This is a genomic window from Escherichia sp. E1V33, from assembly GCF_004211955.1.
Classification (GTDB): domain Bacteria; phylum Pseudomonadota; class Gammaproteobacteria; order Enterobacterales; family Enterobacteriaceae; genus Escherichia.
Map to the genome: position 1 here is coordinate 144,832 of NZ_RHJI01000012.1, position 22,704 is coordinate 167,535.

Sequence of the window (22,704 nt, forward strand, 5' to 3'; positions counted from 1 at the left end):
GCTATTGCGCGGTCGGCTTCAGCATCGCCTGACCAGGCGTTTTATGTTCCGCCAGATACTGATGCTGGAATATACACATGCGAATGGCATTGCGATATTGACCATTAATAAAGAATTCATGCATCAGTTCACCTTCGACCGTAAAACCGAGCTTACGGTAAATGTGAATCGCTTTTTCATTCTCTTTATCGACAATCAGATACAGCTTATAGAGATTAAGAACAGTGAAGCCATAATCCATTGCTAATTTCGCTGCGCGGGTTGCCAGACCTTTACCCTGGTATTCCGGGGAGATGATTATCTGAAATTCTGCGCGGCGGTGGACATGGTTAATTTCAACCAGTTCCACCAGACCGGCTTTCTCACCATCGCATTCCACCACGAAACGGCGCTCACTCTGATCGTGAATATGTTTATCGTACAGATCAGAGAGTTCAACAAAGGCTTCGTAGGGTTCCTCAAACCAGTAACGCATCACGCTGGCGTTATTGTCGAGTTGATGCACATAGCGTAAATCTTCACGCTCCAGCGGACGTAGCTTAACACTGTGGGCGCTTGTCATAACCTGTCCTTACATTCCTTATATCAATAAAAGGTTAGGGGGTAATTACGCGGCCAGTACGACGGTCCAGGCAACGTAAAGTGTTCGGTTCCCAGTAGGCATTAATGTTGGCACTTTGTTCGCATTTATCGCGGCTATCGAATGCGGCGTCAACTTTATCCCATTCTTTCTCGGTACGTTTATTGACTTTTTGACGCAGATTGCGAGTTTCATTCCATTGCTCTTTTTCCATTGTCGCCTGTTGGCGACTCTGTGCGCTGTCGCCAGACTCAATCACCAGTTTATTGGTTTCTGCATGAGTAGTTGCGCTAAATGCCAGTACGCAAGGTAGCAGAAAAGTGAGCAGTCCGAACCGTTTGCAGAAAGTAATATTCATGATTCATTCCTTACATGAATGTTTAAAGGGATATTACACGATCCACCGGGAACGCAAAACGTACCAGAAGGATGTATATGGTGATGATATTATGTCGAGCCATAAATATACATGATGTCAATGAGTGACAAAGATGATTAAAACAACGTTACTGTTTTTTGCTACTGCCTTGTGTGAAATTGTCGGATGCTTTCTGCCCTGGCTGTGGCTTAAACGAAACGCCAGCGTATGGCTGCTGGTTCCGGCGGGGATTTCACTTGCGCTTTTCGTCTGGCTATTAACATTGCATCCGGCGGCAAGTGGGCGAGTGTATGCAGCTTATGGTGGCGTTTATGTTTGCACGGCACTACTGTGGCTGCGGGTTGTGGATGGCGTTAAACTCAGTCTCTACGACTGGACAGGGGCATTGGTTGCGCTATGCGGGATGCTGATTATTGTTGCTGGCTGGGGACGAGCCTGATCTTGTTGGGATTAAGCAATGCCTTTTATTATTAACAAGATACGATCTTAGAGGTGTCCAGAATAACAACACAGTCCGGCTGTCTTTAGAACTATTCACGGCGCAAATACGCGCCTTTTTTTGTGATCGCGCTTACCTTTTACAATATTTATACTTGTATGGTAGTAGCTCAGTTGCGTAGATTTCATGCATCACGACAAGCGATGCAAGGAATCGAACATGAAGATCGTAAGGGCTGAAGTTTTTGTTACCTGTCCGGGGCGTAATTTCGTCACCTTAAAAATCACCACCGAGGACGGTATTACCGGTCTTGGCGATGCCACACTGAATGGACGCGAGCTTTCCGTTGCGTCTTACCTGCAAGATCATCTTTGTCCGCAGCTTATAGGCCGCGATGCTCACCGTATCGAAGATATCTGGCAGTTTTTCTATAAAGGGGCGTACTGGCGTCGCGGTCCAGTCACCATGTCGGCCATTTCAGCTGTTGATATGGCGCTGTGGGACATCAAAGCCAAAGCCGCCAACATGCCGCTTTATCAGCTACTGGGTGGCGCGTCTCGCGAAGGGGTTATGGTTTATTGTCACACGACCGGTCACTCCATTGATGAGGCACTGGATGATTATGCTCGTCATCAGGAATTGGGATTCAAAGCCATTCGCGTACAGTGCGGCATTCCAGGCATGAAGACCACCTATGGTATGTCCAAAGGCAAAGGGCTGGCTTATGAACCTGCGACCAAAGGGCAATGGCCGGAAGAGCAGTTATGGTCGACGGAAAAATATCTCGACTTCATGCCAAAACTGTTCGACGCGGTACGTAACAAGTTTGGTTTTGATGAACATCTGCTGCATGACATGCACCATCGCTTAACGCCTATTGAAGCGGCGCGCTTTGGTAAAAGCATTGAAGATTATCGCATGTTCTGGATGGAAGACCCGACGCCTGCGGAAAACCAGGAGTGTTTCCGCCTCATTCGCCAACACACCGTCACGCCAATTGCAGTGGGTGAAGTCTTCAATAGCATTTGGGACTGCAAACAGCTGATAGAAGAACAACTCATTGACTATATCCGCACCACGCTGACTCATGCGGGCGGCATCACCGGTATGCGTCGGATCGCTGATTTCGCATCCTTGTATCAGGTACGCACTGGCTCACACGGTCCTTCTGATTTGTCACCTGTCTGCATGGCTGCGGCGCTGCACTTTGATCTGTGGGTACCAAATTTCGGCGTTCAGGAATATATGGGCTATTCAGAACAAATGCTCGAGGTCTTCCCGCATAACTGGACTTTCGATAACGGCTATATGCATCCGGGCGACAAACCGGGTCTTGGTATCGAGTTTGATGAAAAGCTGGCAGCAAAATACCCCTACGAACCTGCTTATCTGCCAGTCGCACGTCTGGAAGATGGCACGCTGTGGAACTGGTAAGGAGAAAAATAATGAAAAGTATTTTAATTGAAAAACCAAATCAACTGGCAATTATCGAACGTGAAATTCCCAACCCGTCTGCGGGTGAAGTACGGGTAAAAGTGAAACTGGCCGGGATTTGCGGCTCTGATAGCCATATTTATCGCGGTCATAATCCGTTTGCGAAATATCCACGCGTCATTGGCCACGAATTTTTTGGCGTGATTGATGCAGTCGGTGAGGGTATTGAAAACAGCCGGATTGGTGAGCGTGTTGCGGTAGATCCGGTAGTGAGCTGTGGGCATTGCTATCCGTGCTCAATTGGTAAACCGAATGTTTGTACAACGCTGGCTGTATTAGGTGTTCATGCTGACGGCGGTTTTAGTGAATATGCCGTTGTTCCGGCAAAAAATGCGTGGAAAATCCCCGATACAGTGGCAGATAAATTTGCGGTAATGATCGAGCCCTTTACCATTGCGGCGAACGTTACCGGACACGGTAAACCAACTGAAGATGACACCGTGCTGGTTTATGGCGCAGGTCCGATTGGTCTGACTATTGTTCAGGTATTAAAGGGTGTTTATAACGTCAAAAACGTGATCGTTGCCGATCGCATTGATGAACGACTGGAAAAAGCGAAAGAGAGCGGGGCGGATTGGGCGATTAATAACGGTCAGACACCGCTTGGCGAAATATTCGCTGAAAAAGGAATCAAGCCAACATTAATTATTGATGCTGCTTGTCATCCTTCAATTTTGAAAGAAGCGGTTACGTTGGCTTCTCCAGCGGCACGTATTGTGTTAATGGGCTTTTCCAGTGAACCGTCTGAAGTCATTCAGCAGGGAATTACCGGAAAAGAACTTTCTATTTTCTCCTCCCGGTTAAATGCCAACAAATTCCCGGTCGTGATCGACTGGTTAAGTAAAGGGTTAATTAAACCAGAAAAATTAATTACCCACACGTTTGAGTTTCAGCATGTTGCTGATGCCATAAGTTTATTTGAACAGGATCAAAAACATTGCTGCAAAGTCTTACTCACTTTTTCTGAATAATACCAATAACAGCGAGTAAGTAGTACGCATCTTACCTCTTATTTAGAGATATCCATTATGACAATAGAAAAACACGAAAGAAGCACTAAGGATTTGGTGAAAGCAGCAGTGTCGGGATGGCTGGGGACCGCGCTTGAATTCATGGATTTTCAGCTATATTCGCTCGGCGCAGCGTTAGTGTTTCATGAGATATTTTTCCCGGAATCATCAACTGCAATGGCGTTAATTCTGGCAATGGGAACCTACGGCGCAGGCTATGTGGCACGTATTGTCGGAGCATTTATTTTCGGCAAAATGGGCGACAGAATAGGGCGTAAAAAAGTACTCTTTATTACCATCACCATGATGGGGATCTGTACCACCCTAATTGGCGTGTTGCCGACCTATGCGCAGATTGGTGTTTTTGCGCCAATCCTACTGGTGACTCTGCGTATTATTCAGGGGCTGGGAGCAGGCGCGGAAATTTCTGGTGCTGGTACTATGCTTGCTGAATATGCACCGAAAGGAAAGCGCGGGATTATCTCCTCGTTCGTCGCGATGGGAACGAACTGCGGTACCTTGAGCGCAACGGCAATCTGGGCCTTTATGTTCTTTATTCTCAGTAAAGAAGAACTGCTGGCATGGGGATGGCGTATACCGTTCCTGGCGAGTGTGGTGGTGATGGTCTTTGCTATCTGGCTGCGCATGAACCTGAAAGAAAGCCCGGTCTTTGAGAAGGTTAATGACAGTCAGCAACCTGCAGCAAAAGCTGTGCCTTCTGGCAGTATGTTCCAGAGCAAATCTTTTTGGCTGGCAACGGGTCTTCGTTTTGGACAGGCAGGAAACTCCGGCCTGATTCAAACATTCCTTGCAGGTTATTTAGTACAAACATTGCTGTTTAATAAAGCAATTCCGACAGATGCCTTAATGATCAGCTCAATTATCGGCTTTATGACTATTCCATTCCTGGGATGGTTGTCCGATAAAATTGGTCGTCGTATTCCCTACATTATTATGAATACTTCAGCCATGGTGCTGGCGTGGCCAATGCTGTCTATTATCGTCGATAAAAGCTATGCCCCGAGCACCATCATGGTTGCGTTGATTGTGATTCATAACTGTGCGGTGTTGGGATTATTTGCCCTGGAAAATATTACCATGGCAGAGATGTTCGGCTGTAAAAACCGCTTTACCCGGATGGCAATTTCTAAAGAAATTGGTGGTCTTATTGCCTCAGGTTTCGGTCCTATCCTGGCGGGTATTTTCTGCACCATGACTGAGTCCTGGTATCCGATTGCGATAATGATTATGGCTTATTCTGTTATCGGTTTAATCTCCGCGCTGAAAATGCCAGAAGTTAAAGACCGCGATTTGAGTGCGCTGGAAGATGCGGCAGAAAATCAACCACACGTTGTAAGAGCTGCACAACCTTCAACAAGTCTGTAAATCCAGAATCCCTTCTCTTAGTGAGGAGGGATTTTATATTCATATAACAAACCATTCAGCTTGCCATATTAAAATTAAAGGAATTGTCATGGGAAATAATTTGTTATCAGCAAAAGCGACACTCCCTGTTTATGATCGTAATAAGCTGGCGGCAAAAATTGTTCATTTAGGATTTGGCGCATTTCATCGCGCGCATCAGGGCGTGTACACCGATATCCTGGCTGCCGAGCATCACAGTGATTGGGGTTACTATGAAGTGAACCTGATTGGCGGTGAACAGCAAATAGCCGATCTAAAACAGCAAGATAATCTCTATACCGTTGCAGAAATGTCGGCCGATGCCTGGACCGCTCGTGTAGTGGGGGTAGTGAAAAACGCGTTGCATGTACAAATAGACGGTTTAGAAGCTGTGCTTGCTGCCATGTGTGAACCGCAAATTGCGATTGTTTCTCTTACTATTACAGAGAAAGGCTATTTTCACTCTCCGGCGACCGGGCAGTTAATGCTGGATCACCCTATGATCGTTGACGATCTAACCAATCCCCACCAGCCGAAAACGGCACCAGGGGTTATTGTGGAGGCGCTGGCCCGGCGTAAGGCCGCTGGGTTACCGGCATTTACGGTAATGTCGTGCGACAATATGCCGGAAAATGGTCATGTGGTGCGTGACGTTGTCACTTCTTATGCGCATGCTGTCGATACAGAACTGGCGCAATGGATTGTAGAAAACGTGACTTTCCCTTCGACAATGGTCGATCGCATTGTCCCGGCGGTGACGGCTGAAACGCTGAATAAAATAGAGCAGCTCACCGGTGTGTGCGATCCAGCAGGTGTAGCCTGTGAACCGTTCCGTCAGTGGGTTATTGAAGATAACTTTGTTGCCGGACGTCCGGAATGGCAAAAAGCAGGTGCTGAACTGGTCAGTGATGTGCTGCCTTATGAAGAGATGAAACTTCGTATGCTCAACGGCAGCCACTCATTCCTGGCGTATCTGGGCTATCTGGCCGGATATCAGCATATTAATGACTGCATGGAAGATGAAAATTATCGCCGTGCGGCACATGCCTTGATGTTGCAGGAACAGGCACCGACGCTGAAAGTGCAGGACGTGGATCTGCAAAATTATGCGGCTCGACTGATTGAACGCTACAGTAATCCAGCGTTACGCCATCGAACCTGGCAGATTGCGATGGATGGCAGTCAGAAGCTCCCGCAGCGAATGCTGGATTCCATTCGCTGGCATCTGACACAGGGCAGCGCGTTCGATCTGTTGGCGCTTGGCGTTGCTGGTTGGATGCGATATGTCGGCGGTGTTGATGAGCAGGGTAATCCCATTGAAATCAGTGACCCGTTATTACCAGTCATTCAGAAGGCAGTGCAAAGTAGTGCAGAAGGGAAAGCGCGCGTGCAGTCCTTGATGGCGATTAATGCGATATTTGGTGATGATTTGCCGAACAATGCGTTGTTCACTGCAAAGGTAACGGAAGCGTATTTGTCTTTATCAGCGCAGGGTGCGAAAGCGACCGTGGCGAAATATGCGGTGAAGTGATAAGTGACAGCAATGCCGCCATCGGCGGCATTCACACACTTAGTTCATGCCGAGACGAATCAGGTCCAGAGGTGCGAGTTTTTCATCACAACCTTCAACTACTACGGTTTTACCGCGGCGAATTTGCTCTGCGGTCAAACCTTCAGTATCAATCGACAGGATCTTGCCAGTGTGACCGGTGCCGCTAACCATAACACGGCTGCCAGTAGTGATTGCGTTACGGTTACGATCGTAGGTCGTCATAGGTGTTTTCTCCTTTCTGATTTACAGTCGAAGCCCACGTAACGGGCGCAATATAAATACTCCTGTCGAGTGAATTTTTTTTTGTTTATGATCAAGTTCACATCTTTTTTGATGCTTGCATAAACCAGAAGAAGGGGATGAACTCTCACCCCGAATGGGATGAGAGGAAAAGAATTACTCTTCGCTGAACCAGTCGCTATTTTCCTGGCGTATTAGCTGTACGGACTCACTGATCTCCTGCAAATGCAATGCCATTGCCTTTTCAACTGCATCACCATCATGTGCTTGCAGCGCAGAGAAAATATCCATGTGCTGGCGAAGCAGCATTTCCGGCGGCGAAACGTGGTCAAAACTCATGTAGCGCACCCGATCAACGGTCGCTTTCAGGTTTTCAATGGTGTCCCAGGCGAGCTGACAATCAGCAATATCAGTAAGGAGTTGATGGAAGTTGTCATCAAGTTCAAAAAAATCATCCAGTTGCTTGCGCTCAATGGCAATGCGTTGCTGGTGAAGATTTTGCTCAAGTTGGTAGCACTGGCTTTCAGTAATCATGCTTGCTGCCCGCCGTGCCACCGCGCACTCAATGGCCTGTCGAATAAAACTGCCATTGCGAACCTGGGTCATGGAGATTTTATTGACGTAGCTGCCACGCTGCGGGCGAATTTGAATCAGGCCGTTTTCAGCCAGTTTAATGAAGGCTTCGCGAACCGGCTGGCGTGACACATTGAAACGAACAGAAACTTCTTTTTCCGACAACGGCGTACCTGGTGCAATCAGGCAATGCACAATGTCGCGACGAAGAATACGATAAATTTGCTGATTGACAGGCTGTGTGGGATTAAGTTGTGTTTCGACGGTCATTCGTTCTTGCTTTTGAGTGGGTTAACCGCAAGAGTCTACCACTTTTTTGTGACAAGCAATAACCCGGCGGTGAGGCCGGGTATAAAAATTAATGCCGATGGACATTCAGCCCGGCATAGCTTTGGGTAACCGGCATCATTTCCAGGGTATTGATGTTAACGTGAGCGGGGAGTGTGGCTACCCACCAGACGGCTTCGCTAACATCTTCTGGCGTCAGCGCAACGGTATTTTGATAGGTTTTTTCTGCTTTGCCGTCATCGCCTTTAAAACGGACATTGGAAAATTCGGTGCCGCCTACCAGTCCCGGTTCGATGTCTGTGACACGTACTGCCGTACCGTGCAGATCTGTGCGTAGATTCAGGCTGAACTGACGAACAAACGCTTTTGTTGCACCGTAGACGTTGCCACCTGCATATGGCCAGCTACCCGCCGTTGAACCAATGTTAATAATGTGACCACAATTGCGCTCAACCATGCCCGGCAGGACTGCGCGCGTCATATATACGAGGCCCTTATTGTTGGTATCAATCATGGTTTCCCAGTCTTCAACGCTCGCTTTATGTGCAGGTTCCATACCCAGCGCCAGTCCAGCATTGTTCACCAGAATATCAATCTCACGCCACTCGGCAGGAAGCGATGCCAGCATTTCTTCAATGGCGGCGCGGTTGCGGACGTCCAGTTGGGCAATATAAAGATTATCTCCCAGCTCGTCTTTTAACTCCTGCAAACGCTCCTGACGGCGGCCAGTGGCGATAACTTTATGCCCTTGTTGAATAAAACGACGAGTAATGCATTCACCAAAACCTGCCGTTGCTCCAGTTACTAAAACGATCATCTCACTGTTCCTCAACGCTTTTGTGTGTCACTAACATAGCACGTGATGCTTAAGAGCGGGTAATACTGGTTTGCAAGATTGCACTCCGGTATCAGTAAGCCTACGCTATGGAACACCTCGTTTTCAGGAGTAGAAAATGTCAACGACGAATCCTTTTCTTACGCAGAGCACGCTGCCTTATATGGCTCCCCATTTTGATCAGATTGCAAATCATCACTATCGCCCGGCATTCGACGAGGGGATGCGGCAAAAGCGGGCTGAGATAGAAGCAATAGCGTTAAACCCGCAGACGCCCGATTTTACTAACACTATTCTGGCTCTTGAAAAGAGCGGGGAATTACTCACACGTGTAACCAGCGTCTTCTTCGCTATGACTTCGGCACATACCAACGATGAATTACAGCGTCTTGATGAACAGTTCTCTGCGGAACTTGCGGAACTGGCTAATGACATTTACCTGAACGGCGAATTGTTCGCTCGGGTAGATGCCATCTGGCAGCGCCGTGAATCCCTGAGTCTTGATAGCGAATCCATTCGACTGGTCGAGGTGATTCATCAACGTTTTGTTCTTGCCGGGGCCAGACTTGCAGAGGCCGATAAAGCAAAATTAAAAGTGCTGAACACAGAGGCTGCGACCCTTATTAGTCAGTTTAACCAGCGGTTATTAGCCGCGAACAAATCCGGTGGTCTGGTGGTTGACGATATTGGGCAACTGGCGGGGATGAGTGAGCAAGATATTGCCCTGGCGGCGGAGGCGGCGCGCGAGAAAGGTCTGGATAATAAGTGGCTTATCCCACTGCTGAATACCACCCAGCAACCGGCGCTTGCTGAACTGCGCGATCGTGCGACGCGTGAAAAACTGTTCACTGCTGGCTGGACGCGAGCAGAAAAAAATGACGCTAACGATACCCGTGCCATTATTCAACGGCTGGTGGAGATCCGCGCACAGCAGGCGAACCTACTTGGTTTCCCTCATTATGCTGCGTGGAAAATCGCCGACCAGATGGCAAAAACCCCCGAAGCAGCACTTAACTTTATGCGTGAAATTGTCCCGGCCGCTCGTAAGCGAGCAGACGATGAACTGGCGTCTATTCAGGCGGTTATCGAAAAGCAGCAGGGCGGATTTAGCGCCCAGCCGTGGGACTGGGCATTTTATGCCGAGCAGGTAAGACGTGAGAAATTCTGTCTCGATGAAGCGCAGCTCAAACCTTATTTCGAATTGAACACAGTGTTGAATGAGGGAGTATTCTGGACTGCCAACCAGCTTTTCGGCATTAAGTTTGTCGAGCGCTTTGATATACCTGTCTATCATCCGGATGTGCGCGTATGGGAAATATTTGACCATAATGGCGTTGGACTTGCGCTATTTTACGGTGATTTCTTTGCCCGTGATTCCAAAAGCGGCGGTGCGTGGATGGGGAATTTTGTTGAACAATCTACGTTCAATGAGACACGTCCCGTTATTTACAATGTTTGCAATTATCAGAAACCAGTGACAGGCGAACCTGCATTGCTATTGTGGGACGATGTTATAACCTTATTCCATGAATTTGGTCATACGCTGCACGGCCTGTTTGCCAGCCAACGTTATGCGACACTTTCTGGCACCAACACGCCGCGTGATTTCGTCGAGTTCCCTTCACAAATCAACGAACACTGGGCGACAAATCCTCAGGTATTCTCTCGCTATGCGAGACATTACCAAACCGGAGAAGCCATGCCGGAAGAGTTACAGCAGAAAATGCGCAATGCCAGCCTGTTCAATAAAGGCTACGAGATGAGCGAGTTACTTAGCGCAGCACTTCTTGATATGCGCTGGCATTGTCTGGAAGAGAATGAAGCACGCCACGACGTGAACGATTTCGAACTTCGGGCGCTGGCAGCGGAAAACATGAATCTTCCTGCGGTACCTCCGCGTTATCGCAGCAGTTATTTCGCTCACATTTTTGGCGGTGGATATGCGGCGGGTTACTACGCGTATCTGTGGACGCAAATGCTGGCAGACGATGGTTATCAATGGTTTGTCGAGGAGGGCGGTTTAACGCGTGAAAACGGACAACGTTTTCGCGAGGCTATCCTTTCCAAAGGTAATAGCGAAGATTTAGAACGCTTGTATCACCAGTGGCGAGGTAAGGCACCACAGATTACACCGATGCTGCAACATCGCGGCTTGAACGTATAATTTTGCAAGAGTAAGCCGGATTGACTGCAATCCGGCTTACAAATTAATGTCCTGTAAATTTTTATCGATAATAACCTGTGACCGGGGAATTATCTTAAGTTTATTATTTATTCTGCACTGCCATATTGTTGATGATAATTATCATTACTTAATGAGATTTAGGGGGTAATCGGCTGATTTTAAGCGAGTTATGATAATTAGACTAATTCTTAGTGGCTATTTTATAAAACAGCAACCAGACTTAATAAATTAAACCAAACGCCATTAAGGAGTCAGTATGAAATGTCAGGCTATTATATTAGCGAGTTTTCTTGTCATGCCTTATGCGTTGGCAGATGAGCAGGGTGGTTTAAAACAGGATGCCGCGCCACCGCCACCGCATGCAATAGAAGATGGCTATCGGGGAACCGACGATGCGAAAAAAATGACCGTTGATTTCGCGAAAACGATGCATGATGGTGCTTCTGTTTCATTGCGGGGGAATTTAATTTCTCATCAGGGAGAAGACCGTTACGTTTTCCGCGATAAGAGCGGTGAAGTTAATGTTGTTATTCCTGCCGCTGTCTTTGATGGGCGAGAAGTTCAGCCTGACCAGATGATCAACATTAGCGGGAGTCTGGATAAGAAAAGCAACCCAGTTGTCGTGCGGGTCACCCATCTGCAGAAATAGTCATAAAAATAAATTAGCCTTATGGTCCAATATGTTGGGTCATTGGGCTTTTGTTGTTTTGGTTATTTGTCTGCGTTTTATCAGCGAAAGTGCAGAGGCAATTACAGAGTTAAATTTTTTCTGGTGATTATGTTGTAAATCACAATGTTATCTTTGATATCACTCCCTGATTAGGATTTCTATTAAAATATTGACGTAAATTTTCTTTTCTCCAGTTAGAATGGCGTACATAAGGAATAGTGAATAAGGAGTGGCAATGCTCAAGAAGACAACGGAAATCGATGCCATCTTGTTAGATCTGAATAAAGCTATCGATGCCCATTACCAGTGGCTTGTCAACATGTTTCACAGCGTGGTTGCAATGGATATCAGTCAGCCGGAAATCACGGATAACCATTCTTATGAACTGTGCCAGTTTGGTCGGTGGCTTGATCATCATGGACCACTAGATAGTGATGAATTACCCTACGTTCGGATAATAGATTCTACCCATCAGCATATGCATAACTGTGGTCGGGAATTAATGCTGGCTATTGCCGAGAATCGCTGGCAGGAAGTTCATTTTGACGAATTTCAGGAAGGGTTGCTTTCTTTTACCGCAGCATTAACAGATTACAAAATTTATTTGCTGACTATTCGTAGCAATATGGATGTATTGACGGGATTACCTGGTCGTCGGGTACTTGATGAATCCTTTGATCATCAATTACGTAATGCGGAACCATTGAATCTTTATTTAATGCTGTTAGATATAGACCGATTTAAATTGGTTAATGATACCTACGGGCATTTAATTGGTGATGTGGTATTACGGACCCTGGCGACTTACTTAGCCGGTTGGACGCGTGACTACGATACGGTTTATCGCTATGGTGGTGAAGAGTTTATTATTATCATCAAAGCGCAAAATGATGATGAGGCTTGTCGTGCTGGGGTACGTATTTGTCAGTTAGTCGAAAACCATGCGATAGCGTATCCTGGCGGACATATCCCAATAACAGTGACCGCTGGCGTTAGCCGCGCATTTCCTGAAGAACCGCTGGATGTGGTTATTGGCAGAGCTGACAGAGCAATGTACGAAGGCAAGCAGACCGGAAGAAATCGCTGCATGTTTATTGACGAGCAGAGTGTGATTGCCCGAGTTTAGGCTCCGTTTAACATTCATTGAGAAAAATAATGCTACTGTGTCAAAGAACCGTTACCAGCGCAGAGAAATGCCTGATAGCGTAAAAGCAAAACACAAATCGATCCATGCAAGCATTCACCGCCGGTTTACTGGCGGTTTTTTTTGCCGTCAGAAAATCAGGCCCCTTGCACGCAACTGTAACAAGGGGCCGGTTAGGTGAGGGATTATCTCCGTTCATTAGTCATCCCATTTGTAGCTGAAGTATGCGGCCAGAAAGCCAGAAAATAAAATTATTCCCAGTACAGCTATAAAAACATTCATATTACCCAACATTATTTTCCTCCGTTTATTGTGTGGTGTGTTTCCTCGCTTACCTTAAATTTCATCTCAATGAGAAAGATATTAGCAGAAGTTACCTAAACAAAGGCTGAATCAGGCGATTATTGTGATGGGGAACGGCTATTTTTGCGATATTGCGAAGGGGATAATAAAAAACGTTGGTGAAAATGATGACGCAATAACGCTGAATTGCCAAAACCCGTCAGCTCGGCAATTTTATCGATGTTAAAAACCGAATTTTGCAGATAATCCTGTACTCGTATTAAGCGCTCATTGAGCAGCCAGCGGGCGGGCGTCATGCCAGTTAACGCCTCAAAACGTCTTAAAAAAGTGCGCGGACTCATATTTACCCGTTCGGCGAGGGAAGACACAGTATGTGTTTGTGCCAGATTCTGCTGCAAAAAGTCGAATAATGCGCCTAACGTCTGGCTTTCTCGCGGCGAAGCCATTGGACGCGTTAGATTTTGTGGTTGATCCCCCAGGCGATGTGGCTGTATGACCAGCCGCCGGGCGACATTATTAGCAATCTCATGGCCAAAATCTTTGCGCACGATATGTAAACACAGATCGATCCCCGCGGCGCTTCCGGCGGAGGTCATCACTTGTCCTTCATCCTGATATAACACATTGTCACTTACGCTGATTGAAGGGTAACGGTGCTGGAGTTGTTTAGTGTAGCGCCAGTGGGTGGTTGCTTTTCGCTGGTGGAGAAGGCCCGCTGCAGCAAGGACAAACACGCCAGAGCATATTGATACCAGGCGAGTACCGCGCTGGTGTGCCTCGCGCAATGACTGGCATAGCATCTCCGGCACTTTGGCATCTATTCCGCGCCAGCCAGGAATAATAATCATATCGGCGTTGGGCAATAACTCCAGCCCACCATCTGCAACCACGCGGATCCCCCCGGTGGCTTGTAGCGCACCAGGTTCTACCGCAGCAACAGCAAAACGATACCAGTTATCGCCCAGTTCCGGTCGTGGCAGGCCGAATATTTCAACGGCAACGCCAAATTCAAAAGTACATAACCCGTCATATGCCAGTGCAACGACCAGCGGACGTTGTAACGTTGTCATCATTTTGCTCTTTTCTGGCATATCGGGAGGCGGTCAGTGAAAGGTAGATTAGTTACATTATTGTTAACACAACAAACCAAAAGGAAAAAGCAATATGCGTTATGTCACTGAATTTACCACAGCGAAGCCAGAAGTTGCTGAGGCGCATTTTCTCGCGCGCTTGAGTGTCGAAACAGATTGCGCCGATGTTCATGACTCTCTGGCTTATGTTGGCGATGATTTCGTTTTACTTCATGTGGTTGGTCGTGAAGAGGACTTCGCGCGTCGGCATATCCCTGGCGCTCTCCATTTACCCCATAAGCACATGACCGCAGAAAGAATGGCCGAATGGCCGGACGATACGCTATTTGTGGTGTATTGTGCGGGGCCACATTGTAACGGTGCAGACCGTGCGGCACTCAAACTGGCTCGACTCGGAAAGCCAGTTAAAATCATGCTCGGCGGGATAACCGGCTGGGAAGATGAAGGCTATGCTTTTGCCTCAGAATAATGATTAGCGAAGCCGTGCCAGTAGTGGCACGGCACGAACGTCAACAGAGTTCTGGCTGCCCCTGGGGTCTGGCGTTAATACCTTTTAACATCAGCGCCCACGCGGCAATGATGACTAACGCCAGGATGACAAACAGCGAGGAAGACGGGAGGGTGGTAAGTACAACACCACTCACTAATGGATTTACCGCTGCCCCCAACCAGCCTAGTGACTGGGCGGAAAAATAGCTGGCTTTCATTCCAGGCGGCGCAATATGGTCAATCAACATATACTCGCCGGGAGCATAAATAATTTCACCAATAGTAAATACCGCGGCTGAAATTCCCCACAATAACAGGCTGTTTCCGGAAAAAATAAAACCGACCAGACCGACGACAAAACAGAGTGTGCCTACCGTCATCAGCGAGCGTATGTTAGTCGGGTTAATACGCCGCCCAACGGAATACTGCAACGTCACTACCATCACGGCATTAACAGGCAGGACCACTGCGACCACTTTTTCAGCAAAACCACTATCCGCTATGACCATCACATATTGCGAGATACAAGAGGCAAAGGCTCCGCTCACGAAAGAAGCCAGAAAGGCAGAGCAGGTGAACCACAGCAGCGCTTTATCCCGTAACAAAACCTTTGGCGACCAGACGCTGCCTGTTTCTGTAGCGATGATTTTCTCGCTGCGCTTTACCCAAATTTGAATGAAAAACATGGGAAACGCAGAGCAGATAGCGGCCAGCCAAAAGGGCAGATTAATGCTCTGCATGACCAACAGCGTGCCGAGTGGCGGGCCGACAGTCCAGCCAATATTGAGCATGGTGTAGTTGATCGAGAAGATCTTCGTTTTGCTGGTGGATGAAAGATTGTCGGCAAACCAGGCTTTCAACACTGTGGCAAAAACGGAATAGGCGCAGTTGATGAGCGCGAAAAACAGCACCACCAGCGTGACGCTGTCCACCAGGGGAATAGCAATAAAACCGCTGGCGAAGGCTGTAATTGCCAGTAACATATAGCGTTTCTTGTCGAACTTATCCGCCAGGATACCAAAACCGAGGCTAAAAACGACGCCAATAGTGAGCGCAATTGTCATCGCATAACCAATGAGATCGACACTCAGGCTGTACTGACGACTTAAGTAAATAGTCATAAATGGCAGCGTGGCGCCGCGTCCGATAGTTAATAACAATGACGAGGCGAGAAGGGCGCAAGTAGAGCGTCTCAGAGATAAGTTCATTTGGCTGTCCGACAGTGCATTTCGTTATGTTTTGTTTTGGAGATGTAAAGAAATAGCATGGCAAAAATCCGAAGTATAGCGACTTATTTGCCATTAATGCTGTGGTAAACGGTGATTAATGAATGAACTGTTAAATAAAAGTAAATTCAGCTAAGTTGATTGCTGACAAAAAATGAAAATTCAGAGGCGGGAAAATGACGCGGAAAGATGGGTTGTTGGCGCTACTAGTCGTCGTTGTATGGGGGCTTAATTTTGTGGTCATCAAAGTGGGGCTTCATAACATGCCACCGCTGATGCTGGCCGGTTTGCGCTTTATGCTGGTCGCCTTCCCGGCAATCTTTTTCGTGGCACGACCAAAAGTACCGCTGAATTTACTGCTGGGGTATGGTTTAACCATCAGTTTTGCACAGTTTGCCTTTCTCTTCTGCGCCATTAACTTCGGTATGCCGGCTGGACTGGCCTCACTGGTCTTACAGGCTCAGGCGTTTTTTACTATCGTGCTCGGTGCTTTTACCTTTGGCGAACGGCTGCACGGTAAACAACTGGCGGGGATTGCGTTAGCGATTTTTGGCGTACTGGTGTTAATCGAAGATAGCTTTAACGGTCAGCATGTGGCGATGCTCGGTTTTATTTTGACCCTGGCGGCGGCATTTAGTTGGGCGAGTGGCAATATCTTCAACAAAAAGATCATGTCTCATTCATCCCGTCCGGCGGTAATGTCTCTGGTCGTCTGGAGCGCATTAATCCCGATAATTCCGTTTTTTGTCGCCTCGCTCATTCTCGATGGCTCCGAAAAAATGATTCACAGTCTGGTCACTATCGACATGACCACCATTCTGGCGTTGATGTATCTGGCATTTGTAGCGACGATAGTTGGCTACGGGATTTGGGGTACGCTGCTTGGACGCTATGAAACATGGCGTGTCGCACCATTATCATTACTGGTGCCGGTAGTCGGTCTGGCAAGTGCAGCGTTACTGCTGGATGAACGCTTAACAGGTCTGCAATTCTTAGGGGCTGTGCTCATTATGGCCGGACTGTATATCAATGTGTTTGGCTTGCAGTGGCGTAAAGCGGTGAAGGTAAGAGGCTAGCAAGCCCCGATATGCCGGGGCCTGAATATACTACATGGCTTGTTGGTTATAATAGGGCACGCCCAGCGCATCCGATTTGTCACTGCCTGTACCCATGTGATTTAAATCGAACGGTGGTTGTTCCTGCGATGGGGGAATAACCACCACATCGCCACAGGAAGTAACGAGCGGTTGCTGGGTTTTTTCCGCAAGGCTCTGCGCGGAAAAGAGAATAAGCGCGGTTACCATTGCGGATAAAAGTGGTTTCATGATTGCCTCAGTGACGTTGTCACATTTTTATTAACTGTTGTAATGGTTCAATGGATGCAAATACCGCGACTCGCACTGCATATTGGTCATCCGATACTTATGCGGCGGAACATCAAAGTAATTTTTGAAAGTACGAGTCAGCGTTTGTTGTGACTCGAAACCATAACGTTCTGCCAGATAGAGGATTGGTTCGTTGCTTTCTTTCAGCTTTTGCGCGATTTCTGTCATCTTACGGCTGCGGATGTATTGACCTAATGAATGGCCGGTTTCTTTTTTAAACATCCGTTGCAGGTGCCATTTGGAATAACCTGAACGCTCTGACACTTTTTCCAGTGACAGTGGTGATTCCAGGTTGTCCTCGATCCAGTCCAAAATGCTATGAATGGTAATAGCGTCAGTATTGCGTCTGGACATCGTCATACCTCTTTTTTTGTTTACGGCAGGACTTTCTTCAGCAAATGCTCAAGCGTTGCCACTTCGTCCGCCGTCAGGTTTTTTGTTAATTCTTGATGCAGGTCCTGGCCAACTAATTGATGGCATTGTTCACATATTGCCGCGCCGCTGCTGGTGAGTTTCACCAACACGCCGCGCTTGTCATTCGGGTTCGGCAACCGCTCGATCCAGCCTTTGCAGACCAGGCGATCTAACATGCGGGTCAGCGCGCCAAGGTCAACCGAAAGGACTTTTTTCAGCTCAACAGGAGTAATGCACGCCGCGCAGCGGATAGAGCAGAGCACCTTAAACTGTGCCGCGGTGATATCCAGCGGTGACAGATAATCGTTAAGCAGACGGTCTTTCTTCTGATTAACCATATGGATTAAGCGACCTAATGGGATGATTTCATTGAACAGGTCGCTGGTACTTTTCACAATGGTTGCCCTGGCAAGTAATTAGTTGCAGGGGATAATATTGCCCAGGCAAGTATAAGTCAAACGAATGAATCCCTGGATGCCACAATTTGCTAAATCGGTTCAAGTATTGCGCAGTGTGCTGCAAGATTAGTTAAAGAGTGAAACTTTCTCCTTGTTTACCCTTTATACTTTTCGCAGATAACTAGCGACACAGGATGACAACCACCAATGTTAGATTTGTTTAAAGCGATAGGCCTGGGGCTGGTGGTGTTATTGCCGTTAGCTAACCCGTTAACTACCGTAGCGTTGTTTCTCGGGCTTGCGGGTAACATGAACACCGCCGAACGTAATCGTCAGTCATTAATGGCCTCGGTATATGTTTTTGCCATCTTGATGGTGGCGTACTATGCCGGGCAACTGGTGATGGATACATTCGGGATTTCGATTCCCGGTCTGCGTATTGCTGGCGGCTTAATTGTCGCTTTTATCGGTTTCCGAATGCTCTTTCCCCAGCAAAAAGCGATTGACTCACCGGAAGCGAAAAGCAAATCCGAAGAACTGGAAGATGAACCCAGTGCCAACATCGCCTTTGTTCCACTGGCAATGCCAAGTACCGCCGGGCCGGGTACCATTGCGATGATCATTAGCTCGGCCTCCACAGTACGTCAGAGTTCAACCTTCGCGGACTGGGTATTGATGGTTGCACCGCCGCTGATCTTTTTTCTGGTAGCGGTCATTTTGTGGGGAAGCCTACGTAGCTCTGGCGCAATTATGCGGCTGGTGGGCAAGGGGGGAATTGAAGCGATCTCCCGCCTGATGGGCTTCTTACTGGTGTGTATGGGGGTGCAGTTTATTATTAACGGCATCCTGGAAATCATTAAAACGTACCATTAAAAAGGCCCGAATGGGCCTTTCAACTATTGCGTCTGTTCTTCGAGTGTCACTGGCCAGCGGCGGAATATGACGATTGACCAGATTAACGCAGCGAGAGCAGGTACCGCGCCCACATAGCCAATCATCGACATTGACCAGTGCAGACTCACCTGATTACCCACCAGCGCCCCGGCGCCGATACCAATATTAAATATCCCCGAAAATAGCGCCATCGCAACGTCGGTAGCATCTGGTGCCAGCGCCAGCACTTTTACCTGCATCCCAAGGCCGATGATCATCATCGCAATCCCCCAGAAAACGCTCAGTACGCCGAGGTGCATCTCACTGTTCGCTGCAGGTAACAGTAGCGCCAGGCACACCAGCAACAGCGCAATCGCCGCACTTACCAGCGTAGATGCATACTGATTGCCGAGCCTGCCGAAAATGACGCTACCAATAATGCCTGCGCCACCGAGCATTAACAGCAATGCCGTGGCAAAATTGGCGCTGAACCCGGCTACGTTTTGCACAAAAGGCTCAATATAGCTGTATGCAGTGTAATGCGCGGTAACCACAACTACCGTCAACAAATAAATGCTCATCAATGCCGGGCGGCGGAACAGTTGCGGAAGACTTTTCAACGACCCTGAATGCTCGCTGGGGAGTAATGGAAGTAACTTAATCAGGCATAGCAGGGTGATAAGTGCCCCAACTCCAATGGCAAAAAACGTAGTTCGCCAGCCGAAATATTGCCCCACAATTCGACCAATGGGTAAACCTAATACCATTGCCAGTGCTGTACCGGTAGCGATTAAACTCAACGCCTGCGCTCGTTTACCTGCTGGTGCCATGCGAATTGCCAGAGACGCCGTTATCGACCAGAAAATAGCATGTGCAAAAGCAACGCCGATTCGACTGATCACCAGAACGGTAAAGCTCCACGATAAAAATGACAGCACATGGCTGGCGATAAACACCACAAACAGGCAGATAAGCAATTTGCGGCGTTCAACCTGACTGGTCATTAGCATAAAAGGCAATGACATCAGCGCCACCACCCACGCATAAATGGTCAGCATGATACCCACTTGTGCGGTTTGCATATGGAAACTTTGTGCGATGTCAGAAAGCAGGCCAACAGGGACAAATTCGGTAGTATTGAAGATGAAGGCGGCTACTGCCAGCGTAACTACCCGTAGCCACGCCACTTTGCGGGAAACAGTGTTTGTTGTCATAACAGATTATCGGGTGAGTTGCGAAAAGGTGATGAAATGATCTTAAAACGGTTAATGACGTGAATACAATGACTTTGTGATCCATGTCTCATTTTGCCGCTACATACTGTTCCAGCGACGTGTCAAGCAGTTCAATAAACGCCTCAAGCTGACGAGTCTTCGCGCCACGACGCCAGACCAGCCATGTCGTTAACCAACGCCATTGCTCACCTAATGGCCAGGCTTCAACCTGATGATGCCCCGGCATGCTTTCCAGCATGGAACGGGGAATAAGCGCAATTCCCGCCCCGGCGATTACACAGGCCAGCATACCGTGATATGACTCCATCTCATGAATTGTCCCCGGCGCTGCGCCGTCGGCATGAAACCAGCTTTCAAAGTGGCGGCGATACGAGCAGTTGGCGCGGAAGGCATAGATATTACAACCATTAACCTGACTGGCGCGGGTAACGGGAGTATGCCCTTGCGGCGTAACGATCATCAACTCCTCGCGGTACACCTGCATCCCGTCAATAGCGGTGTGATTAATCGGCCCATCAATAAATGCCGCATTCAGTTTTCCCTCAAGTACACCGTCCAGCATAGTACCGGAAGGGCCGGTGGATAGGGAAAACTGGATTTTAGGATAGCGACGGTTAAATTCTGCCAGTGTAGCGGGGATGCGTACCGCTGCGGTGCTTTCCAGCGAACCGAGAGAAAACAAGCCTTGTGGTTCATCGCCAGCAACAACATTTCGTGCTTCGTCGACCAACGCGAGAATTTGTTGGCTATAGCGCAAAAAATTATGCCCGGCAGGAGAGAGACGTAAACGCTGATTCTCGCGAATAAACAGTTCAACGCCGAGTTCTGTTTCCAGTTGGCGGATACGGGTAGTAAGGTTAGACGGCACACGATGCACTTTTGCTGCCGCCTGGGTAATGCTGCCAGCCTCGGCAACGGCGTTAAACATCTCCAGTTGGGTCAGATCCATAGTATTCTCGATACGTGAACAAGTAACTTAATATTATTCATTTTCACGAAAGAGTAAATCTGCGTATCTTCAGACAATAACTCACGAAGGAGATACCCGGATGACCATTACTCCGCTTACCCATGCCGTTTCAATAAATCCAGCCAATGGTGAACAACTTTCTGCACTGCCCTGGGCTGGCGCTGACGATATTGAAAACGCACTTCGGCTCGCGGCGGCTGGCTTTAGCGACTGGCGCGTAACAAACGTAGATTATCGCGCAGAAAAACTGCGCGATATCGGTAAGGCTTTGCGTGCCCGTAGTGAAGAGATGGCGCAAATGATCACTCGTGAAATGGGCAAACCGATCAAACAGGCGCGTGCTGAAGTGGCGAAATCGGCGAATTTGTGTGACTGGTATGCAGAACATGGTCCGGCAATGCTGAAGACCGAACCTACGCAGGTAGAAAATCAGCAAGCGGTTATTGAATATCGACCGTTGGGGACGATTCTGGCGATTATGCCGTGGAACTTTCCGTTATGGCAGGTGATGCGAGGGGCTGTTCCCATTATCCTGGCTGGAAATGGTTACTTGCTTAAGCATGCGCCAAATGTGATGGGCTGTGCACAGTTAATTGCCCAGGTCTTTAGCGATGCGGGTATCCCACAAGGCGTATATGGCTGGCTGAATGCCGACAATGACGGTGTGAGCCAGATGATTAAAGACTCGCGCATTGCTGCTGTCACGGTAACCGGAAGTGTTCGTGCAGGAGCGGCTATTGGCGCGCAGGCTGGGGCGGCACTGAAAAAATGCGTGCTTGAACTTGGCGGTTCCGACCCGTTTATTGTGCTTAATGATGCCGATCTGGAACTGGCGGTTAAAGCGGCGGTTGCCGGACGTTATCAGAATACCGGACAGGTTTGCGCGGCTGCTAAACGCTTTATCATCGAAGAGGAGATTGCCTCTGCATTTACCGAACGTTTTGTGGCGGCTGCGGCAGGGTTGAAAATGGGCGATCCCCGTGACGAAGAGAACGATCTCGGGCCGATGGCTCGTTTTGATTTACGTGATGAGCTACATCATCAGGTTGAAAAGACACTGGCACAGGGCGCTCGTCTGTTACTGGGCGGGGAAAAGATAGTTGGGGCAGGTAACTACTATCCGCCAACGATTCTGGCGAATGTTACCCCAGATATGACCGCGTTTCGTGAAGAATTGTTTGGGCCCGTCGCGGCAATCACCATTGCGAAAGATGCTGAACATGCGCTTAAACTGGCTAATGACAGCGAGTTTGGACTTTCTGCAACCATTTTTACCTCCGATGAAGCACTGGCGAAACAAATGGCAGCACGTCTGGAATGTGGCGGGGTGTTTATCAATGGTTTCAGCGCCAGTGATGCACGGGTAGCGTTTGGCGGTGTGAAGAAGAGCGGCTTTGGTCGCGAACTTTCCCATTTTGGGCTACATGAGTTCTGTAATATCCAGACGGTATGGAAAGACCGGATCTGACGTCACATATTTAGCTCTGTTATACTCGCAGGTCTTTTCAGACCTGCGAGCAAGGAGCA

Annotated in this window: 25 protein-coding genes and 1 pseudogene; 12 read left to right on the plus strand and 14 right to left on the minus strand. The window is 48.2% G+C overall.

Features of this window, described 5'->3' with window-relative positions:
• Nucleotide 1: 1 nt before the first annotated feature.
• Together speG and D9742_RS13190 are read right to left on the minus strand one after the other, a co-directional pair.
• Entirely contained in the window at nucleotides 2–562 is a 561-nt protein-coding gene (speG, locus tag D9742_RS13185) for a spermidine N1-acetyltransferase (RefSeq protein WP_064529978.1), read from the minus strand.
• A gap of 34 nt (nucleotides 563–596) precedes the next feature.
• Nucleotides 597–938: a DUF1283 family protein gene (locus tag D9742_RS13190; RefSeq protein ID WP_130237190.1), complete on the minus strand. Its 342-nt coding sequence runs from the start codon at nucleotides 936–938 to the stop codon at nucleotides 597–599.
• 133 nt (nucleotides 939–1,071) lie between these two features.
• Between D9742_RS13190 and D9742_RS13195 the strand changes: the two genes are divergently transcribed.
• The 5 genes from D9742_RS13195 to D9742_RS13215 all read left to right on the plus strand — a co-directional run bounded on the left by D9742_RS13195 (nucleotide 1,072) and on the right by D9742_RS13215 (nucleotide 6,837).
• Entirely contained in the window at nucleotides 1,072–1,398 is a 327-nt protein-coding gene (locus D9742_RS13195) for a YnfA family protein (protein WP_064529976.1), read from the plus strand.
• 219 nt (nucleotides 1,399–1,617) lie between these two features.
• Nucleotides 1,618–2,832, plus strand: a complete 1,215-nt coding sequence (gene rspA, locus D9742_RS13200) for a starvation-sensing protein RspA (protein WP_064529975.1) — start codon at nucleotides 1,618–1,620, stop codon at nucleotides 2,830–2,832.
• 11 nt (nucleotides 2,833–2,843) lie between these two features.
• Nucleotides 2,844–3,863 (plus strand): Zn-dependent oxidoreductase, encoded by a 1,020-nt coding sequence (locus D9742_RS13205; protein ID WP_130237191.1) that lies wholly within the window; start codon nucleotides 2,844–2,846, stop codon nucleotides 3,861–3,863.
• A gap of 57 nt (nucleotides 3,864–3,920) precedes the next feature.
• On the plus strand, nucleotides 3,921–5,288 hold the full coding sequence (gene ydfJ / locus D9742_RS13210) for an MHS family MFS transporter YdfJ (RefSeq protein WP_130237192.1): 1,368 nt from the start codon (nucleotides 3,921–3,923) through the stop codon (nucleotides 5,286–5,288).
• 88 nt (nucleotides 5,289–5,376) lie between these two features.
• On the plus strand, nucleotides 5,377–6,837 hold the full coding sequence (locus tag D9742_RS13215) for a mannitol dehydrogenase family protein (RefSeq protein WP_130237193.1): 1,461 nt from the start codon (nucleotides 5,377–5,379) through the stop codon (nucleotides 6,835–6,837).
• Nucleotides 6,838–6,876: 39 nt separating this feature from the next.
• Here D9742_RS13215 and ydfZ read toward each other — a convergent pair whose 3' ends face one another.
• The 3 genes from ydfZ to ydfG all read right to left on the minus strand — a co-directional run bounded on the left by ydfZ (nucleotide 6,877) and on the right by ydfG (nucleotide 8,776).
• Nucleotides 6,877–7,080 (minus strand): putative selenium delivery protein YdfZ, encoded by a 204-nt coding sequence (gene ydfZ / locus D9742_RS13220; protein WP_000214710.1) that lies wholly within the window; start codon nucleotides 7,078–7,080, stop codon nucleotides 6,877–6,879.
• Between the two features lie 174 nt (nucleotides 7,081–7,254).
• Nucleotides 7,255–7,941, minus strand: coding sequence for a DNA-binding transcriptional regulator rspR (gene rspR / locus D9742_RS13225; RefSeq protein ID WP_130237194.1), 687 nt, complete (start codon nucleotides 7,939–7,941; stop codon nucleotides 7,255–7,257).
• Between the two features lie 88 nt (nucleotides 7,942–8,029).
• Nucleotides 8,030–8,776, minus strand: coding sequence for a bifunctional NADP-dependent 3-hydroxy acid dehydrogenase/3-hydroxypropionate dehydrogenase YdfG (gene ydfG, locus D9742_RS13230; RefSeq protein ID WP_130237195.1), 747 nt, complete (start codon nucleotides 8,774–8,776; stop codon nucleotides 8,030–8,032).
• 136 nt (nucleotides 8,777–8,912) lie between these two features.
• Here ydfG and dcp point away from each other — a divergent pair, with 136 nt between their 5' ends.
• From dcp to D9742_RS13245, 3 genes are all read left to right on the plus strand, one after another.
• Nucleotides 8,913–10,958, plus strand: a complete 2,046-nt coding sequence (dcp, locus tag D9742_RS13235; protein ID WP_130237196.1) for a peptidyl-dipeptidase Dcp — start codon at nucleotides 8,913–8,915, stop codon at nucleotides 10,956–10,958.
• A gap of 277 nt (nucleotides 10,959–11,235) precedes the next feature.
• The gene (gene ydeI / locus D9742_RS13240) at nucleotides 11,236–11,628 is read left to right on the plus strand and encodes a YdeI family stress tolerance OB fold protein (protein WP_130237197.1); all 393 of its coding nucleotides are present in this window, start codon (nucleotides 11,236–11,238) and stop codon (nucleotides 11,626–11,628) included.
• A gap of 256 nt (nucleotides 11,629–11,884) precedes the next feature.
• On the plus strand, nucleotides 11,885–12,775 hold the full coding sequence (locus tag D9742_RS13245; protein WP_130237198.1) for a diguanylate cyclase: 891 nt from the start codon (nucleotides 11,885–11,887) through the stop codon (nucleotides 12,773–12,775).
• A 114-nt stretch (nucleotides 12,776–12,889) separates the two neighbouring features.
• Here the strand turns inward: D9742_RS13245 and D9742_RS23450 are convergent.
• From D9742_RS23450 to ftrA, 3 genes and pseudogenes are all read right to left on the minus strand, one after another.
• Nucleotides 12,890–12,992: pseudogene (locus D9742_RS23450) on the minus strand (hypothetical protein).
• A complete protein-coding gene (gene mgtS, locus D9742_RS13250; protein WP_064529968.1) occupies nucleotides 12,992–13,087 on the minus strand; it encodes a protein MgtS in 96 nt (31 codons plus the stop codon). The pseudogene D9742_RS23450 and the gene mgtS overlap by 1 nt, the downstream one beginning before the upstream one ends.
• 107 nt (nucleotides 13,088–13,194) lie before the next feature.
• A complete protein-coding gene (ftrA, locus tag D9742_RS13255; RefSeq protein ID WP_130237222.1) occupies nucleotides 13,195–14,166 on the minus strand; it encodes a transcriptional regulator FtrA in 972 nt (323 codons plus the stop codon).
• 94 nt (nucleotides 14,167–14,260) lie between these two features.
• On the opposite strand from ftrA, the gene D9742_RS13260 reads away from it, so the two are divergent.
• Nucleotides 14,261–14,656: a rhodanese-like domain-containing protein gene (locus D9742_RS13260; RefSeq protein WP_130237199.1), complete on the plus strand. Its 396-nt coding sequence runs from the start codon at nucleotides 14,261–14,263 to the stop codon at nucleotides 14,654–14,656.
• Between the two features lie 40 nt (nucleotides 14,657–14,696).
• Here D9742_RS13260 and ydeE read toward each other — a convergent pair whose 3' ends face one another.
• Complete coding sequence (ydeE, locus tag D9742_RS13265; protein ID WP_130237200.1) at nucleotides 14,697–15,884, minus strand: efflux MFS transporter YdeE; 1,188 nt, start codon at nucleotides 15,882–15,884, stop codon at nucleotides 14,697–14,699.
• A gap of 194 nt (nucleotides 15,885–16,078) precedes the next feature.
• Here ydeE and eamA point away from each other — a divergent pair, with 194 nt between their 5' ends.
• A complete protein-coding gene (gene eamA / locus D9742_RS13270) occupies nucleotides 16,079–16,978 on the plus strand; it encodes an O-acetylserine/cysteine exporter (RefSeq protein WP_130237201.1) in 900 nt (299 codons plus the stop codon).
• Nucleotides 16,979–17,008: 30 nt separating this feature from the next.
• Here eamA and marB read toward each other — a convergent pair whose 3' ends face one another.
• The 3 genes from marB to marR are packed head-to-tail and all read right to left on the minus strand — an operon-like array spanning nucleotide 17,009 to nucleotide 18,096.
• Complete coding sequence (marB, locus tag D9742_RS13275) at nucleotides 17,009–17,227, minus strand: multiple antibiotic resistance protein MarB (protein ID WP_130237202.1); 219 nt, start codon at nucleotides 17,225–17,227, stop codon at nucleotides 17,009–17,011.
• A 30-nt stretch (nucleotides 17,228–17,257) separates the two neighbouring features.
• Complete coding sequence (gene marA, locus D9742_RS13280; RefSeq protein WP_130209255.1) at nucleotides 17,258–17,641, minus strand: MDR efflux pump AcrAB transcriptional activator MarA; 384 nt, start codon at nucleotides 17,639–17,641, stop codon at nucleotides 17,258–17,260.
• Between the two features lie 20 nt (nucleotides 17,642–17,661).
• Entirely contained in the window at nucleotides 17,662–18,096 is a 435-nt protein-coding gene (gene marR, locus D9742_RS13285) for a multiple antibiotic resistance transcriptional regulator MarR (protein WP_130209253.1), read from the minus strand.
• A gap of 210 nt (nucleotides 18,097–18,306) precedes the next feature.
• On the opposite strand from marR, the gene marC reads away from it, so the two are divergent.
• A complete protein-coding gene (gene marC, locus D9742_RS13290) occupies nucleotides 18,307–18,972 on the plus strand; it encodes an NAAT family transporter MarC (protein WP_130209251.1) in 666 nt (221 codons plus the stop codon).
• Between the two features lie 23 nt (nucleotides 18,973–18,995).
• On the opposite strand, the gene ydeA is transcribed toward marC, so the two are convergent.
• Nucleotides 18,996–20,186, minus strand: a complete 1,191-nt coding sequence (gene ydeA / locus D9742_RS13295) for an L-arabinose MFS transporter (protein ID WP_130237203.1) — start codon at nucleotides 20,184–20,186, stop codon at nucleotides 18,996–18,998.
• A gap of 88 nt (nucleotides 20,187–20,274) precedes the next feature.
• The gene (locus D9742_RS13300) at nucleotides 20,275–21,156 is read right to left on the minus strand and encodes a LysR family transcriptional regulator (protein ID WP_130237204.1); all 882 of its coding nucleotides are present in this window, start codon (nucleotides 21,154–21,156) and stop codon (nucleotides 20,275–20,277) included.
• Nucleotides 21,157–21,256: 100 nt separating this feature from the next.
• Here D9742_RS13300 and sad point away from each other — a divergent pair, with 100 nt between their 5' ends.
• Complete coding sequence (gene sad / locus D9742_RS13305) at nucleotides 21,257–22,645, plus strand: succinate-semialdehyde dehydrogenase (RefSeq protein ID WP_130237205.1); 1,389 nt, start codon at nucleotides 21,257–21,259, stop codon at nucleotides 22,643–22,645.
• The last annotated feature ends 59 nt before the right edge of the window (nucleotides 22,646–22,704 follow it).

Bases quoted from the DNA above. Each gene is read 5' to 3' on its own strand.
- speG (WP_064529978.1), bottom strand. From the start codon at position 562: ATGACAAGCGCCCACAGTGTTAAGCTACGTCCGCTGGAGCGTGAAGAT.
- D9742_RS13190 (WP_130237190.1), bottom strand. From the start codon at position 938: ATGAATATTACTTTCTGCAAACGGTTCGGACTGCTCACTTTTCTGCTA.
- D9742_RS13195 (WP_064529976.1), top strand. From the start codon at position 1,072: ATGATTAAAACAACGTTACTGTTTTTTGCTACTGCCTTGTGTGAAATT.
- rspA (WP_064529975.1), top strand. From the start codon at position 1,618: ATGAAGATCGTAAGGGCTGAAGTTTTTGTTACCTGTCCGGGGCGTAAT.
- D9742_RS13205 (WP_130237191.1), top strand. From the start codon at position 2,844: ATGAAAAGTATTTTAATTGAAAAACCAAATCAACTGGCAATTATCGAA.
- ydfJ (WP_130237192.1), top strand. From the start codon at position 3,921: ATGACAATAGAAAAACACGAAAGAAGCACTAAGGATTTGGTGAAAGCA.
- D9742_RS13215 (WP_130237193.1), top strand. From the start codon at position 5,377: ATGGGAAATAATTTGTTATCAGCAAAAGCGACACTCCCTGTTTATGAT.
- ydfZ (WP_000214710.1), bottom strand. From the start codon at position 7,080: ATGACGACCTACGATCGTAACCGTAACGCAATCACTACTGGCAGCCGT.
- rspR (WP_130237194.1), bottom strand. From the start codon at position 7,941: ATGACCGTCGAAACACAACTTAATCCCACACAGCCTGTCAATCAGCAA.
- ydfG (WP_130237195.1), bottom strand. From the start codon at position 8,776: ATGATCGTTTTAGTAACTGGAGCAACGGCAGGTTTTGGTGAATGCATT.
- dcp (WP_130237196.1), top strand. From the start codon at position 8,913: ATGTCAACGACGAATCCTTTTCTTACGCAGAGCACGCTGCCTTATATG.
- ydeI (WP_130237197.1), top strand. From the start codon at position 11,236: ATGAAATGTCAGGCTATTATATTAGCGAGTTTTCTTGTCATGCCTTAT.
- D9742_RS13245 (WP_130237198.1), top strand. From the start codon at position 11,885: ATGCTCAAGAAGACAACGGAAATCGATGCCATCTTGTTAGATCTGAAT.
- mgtS (WP_064529968.1), bottom strand. From the start codon at position 13,087: ATGTTGGGTAATATGAATGTTTTTATAGCTGTACTGGGAATAATTTTA.
- ftrA (WP_130237222.1), bottom strand. From the start codon at position 14,166: ATGACAACGTTACAACGTCCGCTGGTCGTTGCACTGGCATATGACGGG.
- D9742_RS13260 (WP_130237199.1), top strand. From the start codon at position 14,261: ATGCGTTATGTCACTGAATTTACCACAGCGAAGCCAGAAGTTGCTGAG.
- ydeE (WP_130237200.1), bottom strand. From the start codon at position 15,884: ATGAACTTATCTCTGAGACGCTCTACTTGCGCCCTTCTCGCCTCGTCA.
- eamA (WP_130237201.1), top strand. From the start codon at position 16,079: ATGACGCGGAAAGATGGGTTGTTGGCGCTACTAGTCGTCGTTGTATGG.
- marB (WP_130237202.1), bottom strand. From the start codon at position 17,227: ATGAAACCACTTTTATCCGCAATGGTAACCGCGCTTATTCTCTTTTCC.
- marA (WP_130209255.1), bottom strand. From the start codon at position 17,641: ATGTCCAGACGCAATACTGACGCTATTACCATTCATAGCATTTTGGAC.
- marC (WP_130209251.1), top strand. From the start codon at position 18,307: ATGTTAGATTTGTTTAAAGCGATAGGCCTGGGGCTGGTGGTGTTATTG.
- ydeA (WP_130237203.1), bottom strand. From the start codon at position 20,186: ATGACAACAAACACTGTTTCCCGCAAAGTGGCGTGGCTACGGGTAGTT.
- D9742_RS13300 (WP_130237204.1), bottom strand. From the start codon at position 21,156: ATGGATCTGACCCAACTGGAGATGTTTAACGCCGTTGCCGAGGCTGGC.
- sad (WP_130237205.1), top strand. From the start codon at position 21,257: ATGACCATTACTCCGCTTACCCATGCCGTTTCAATAAATCCAGCCAAT.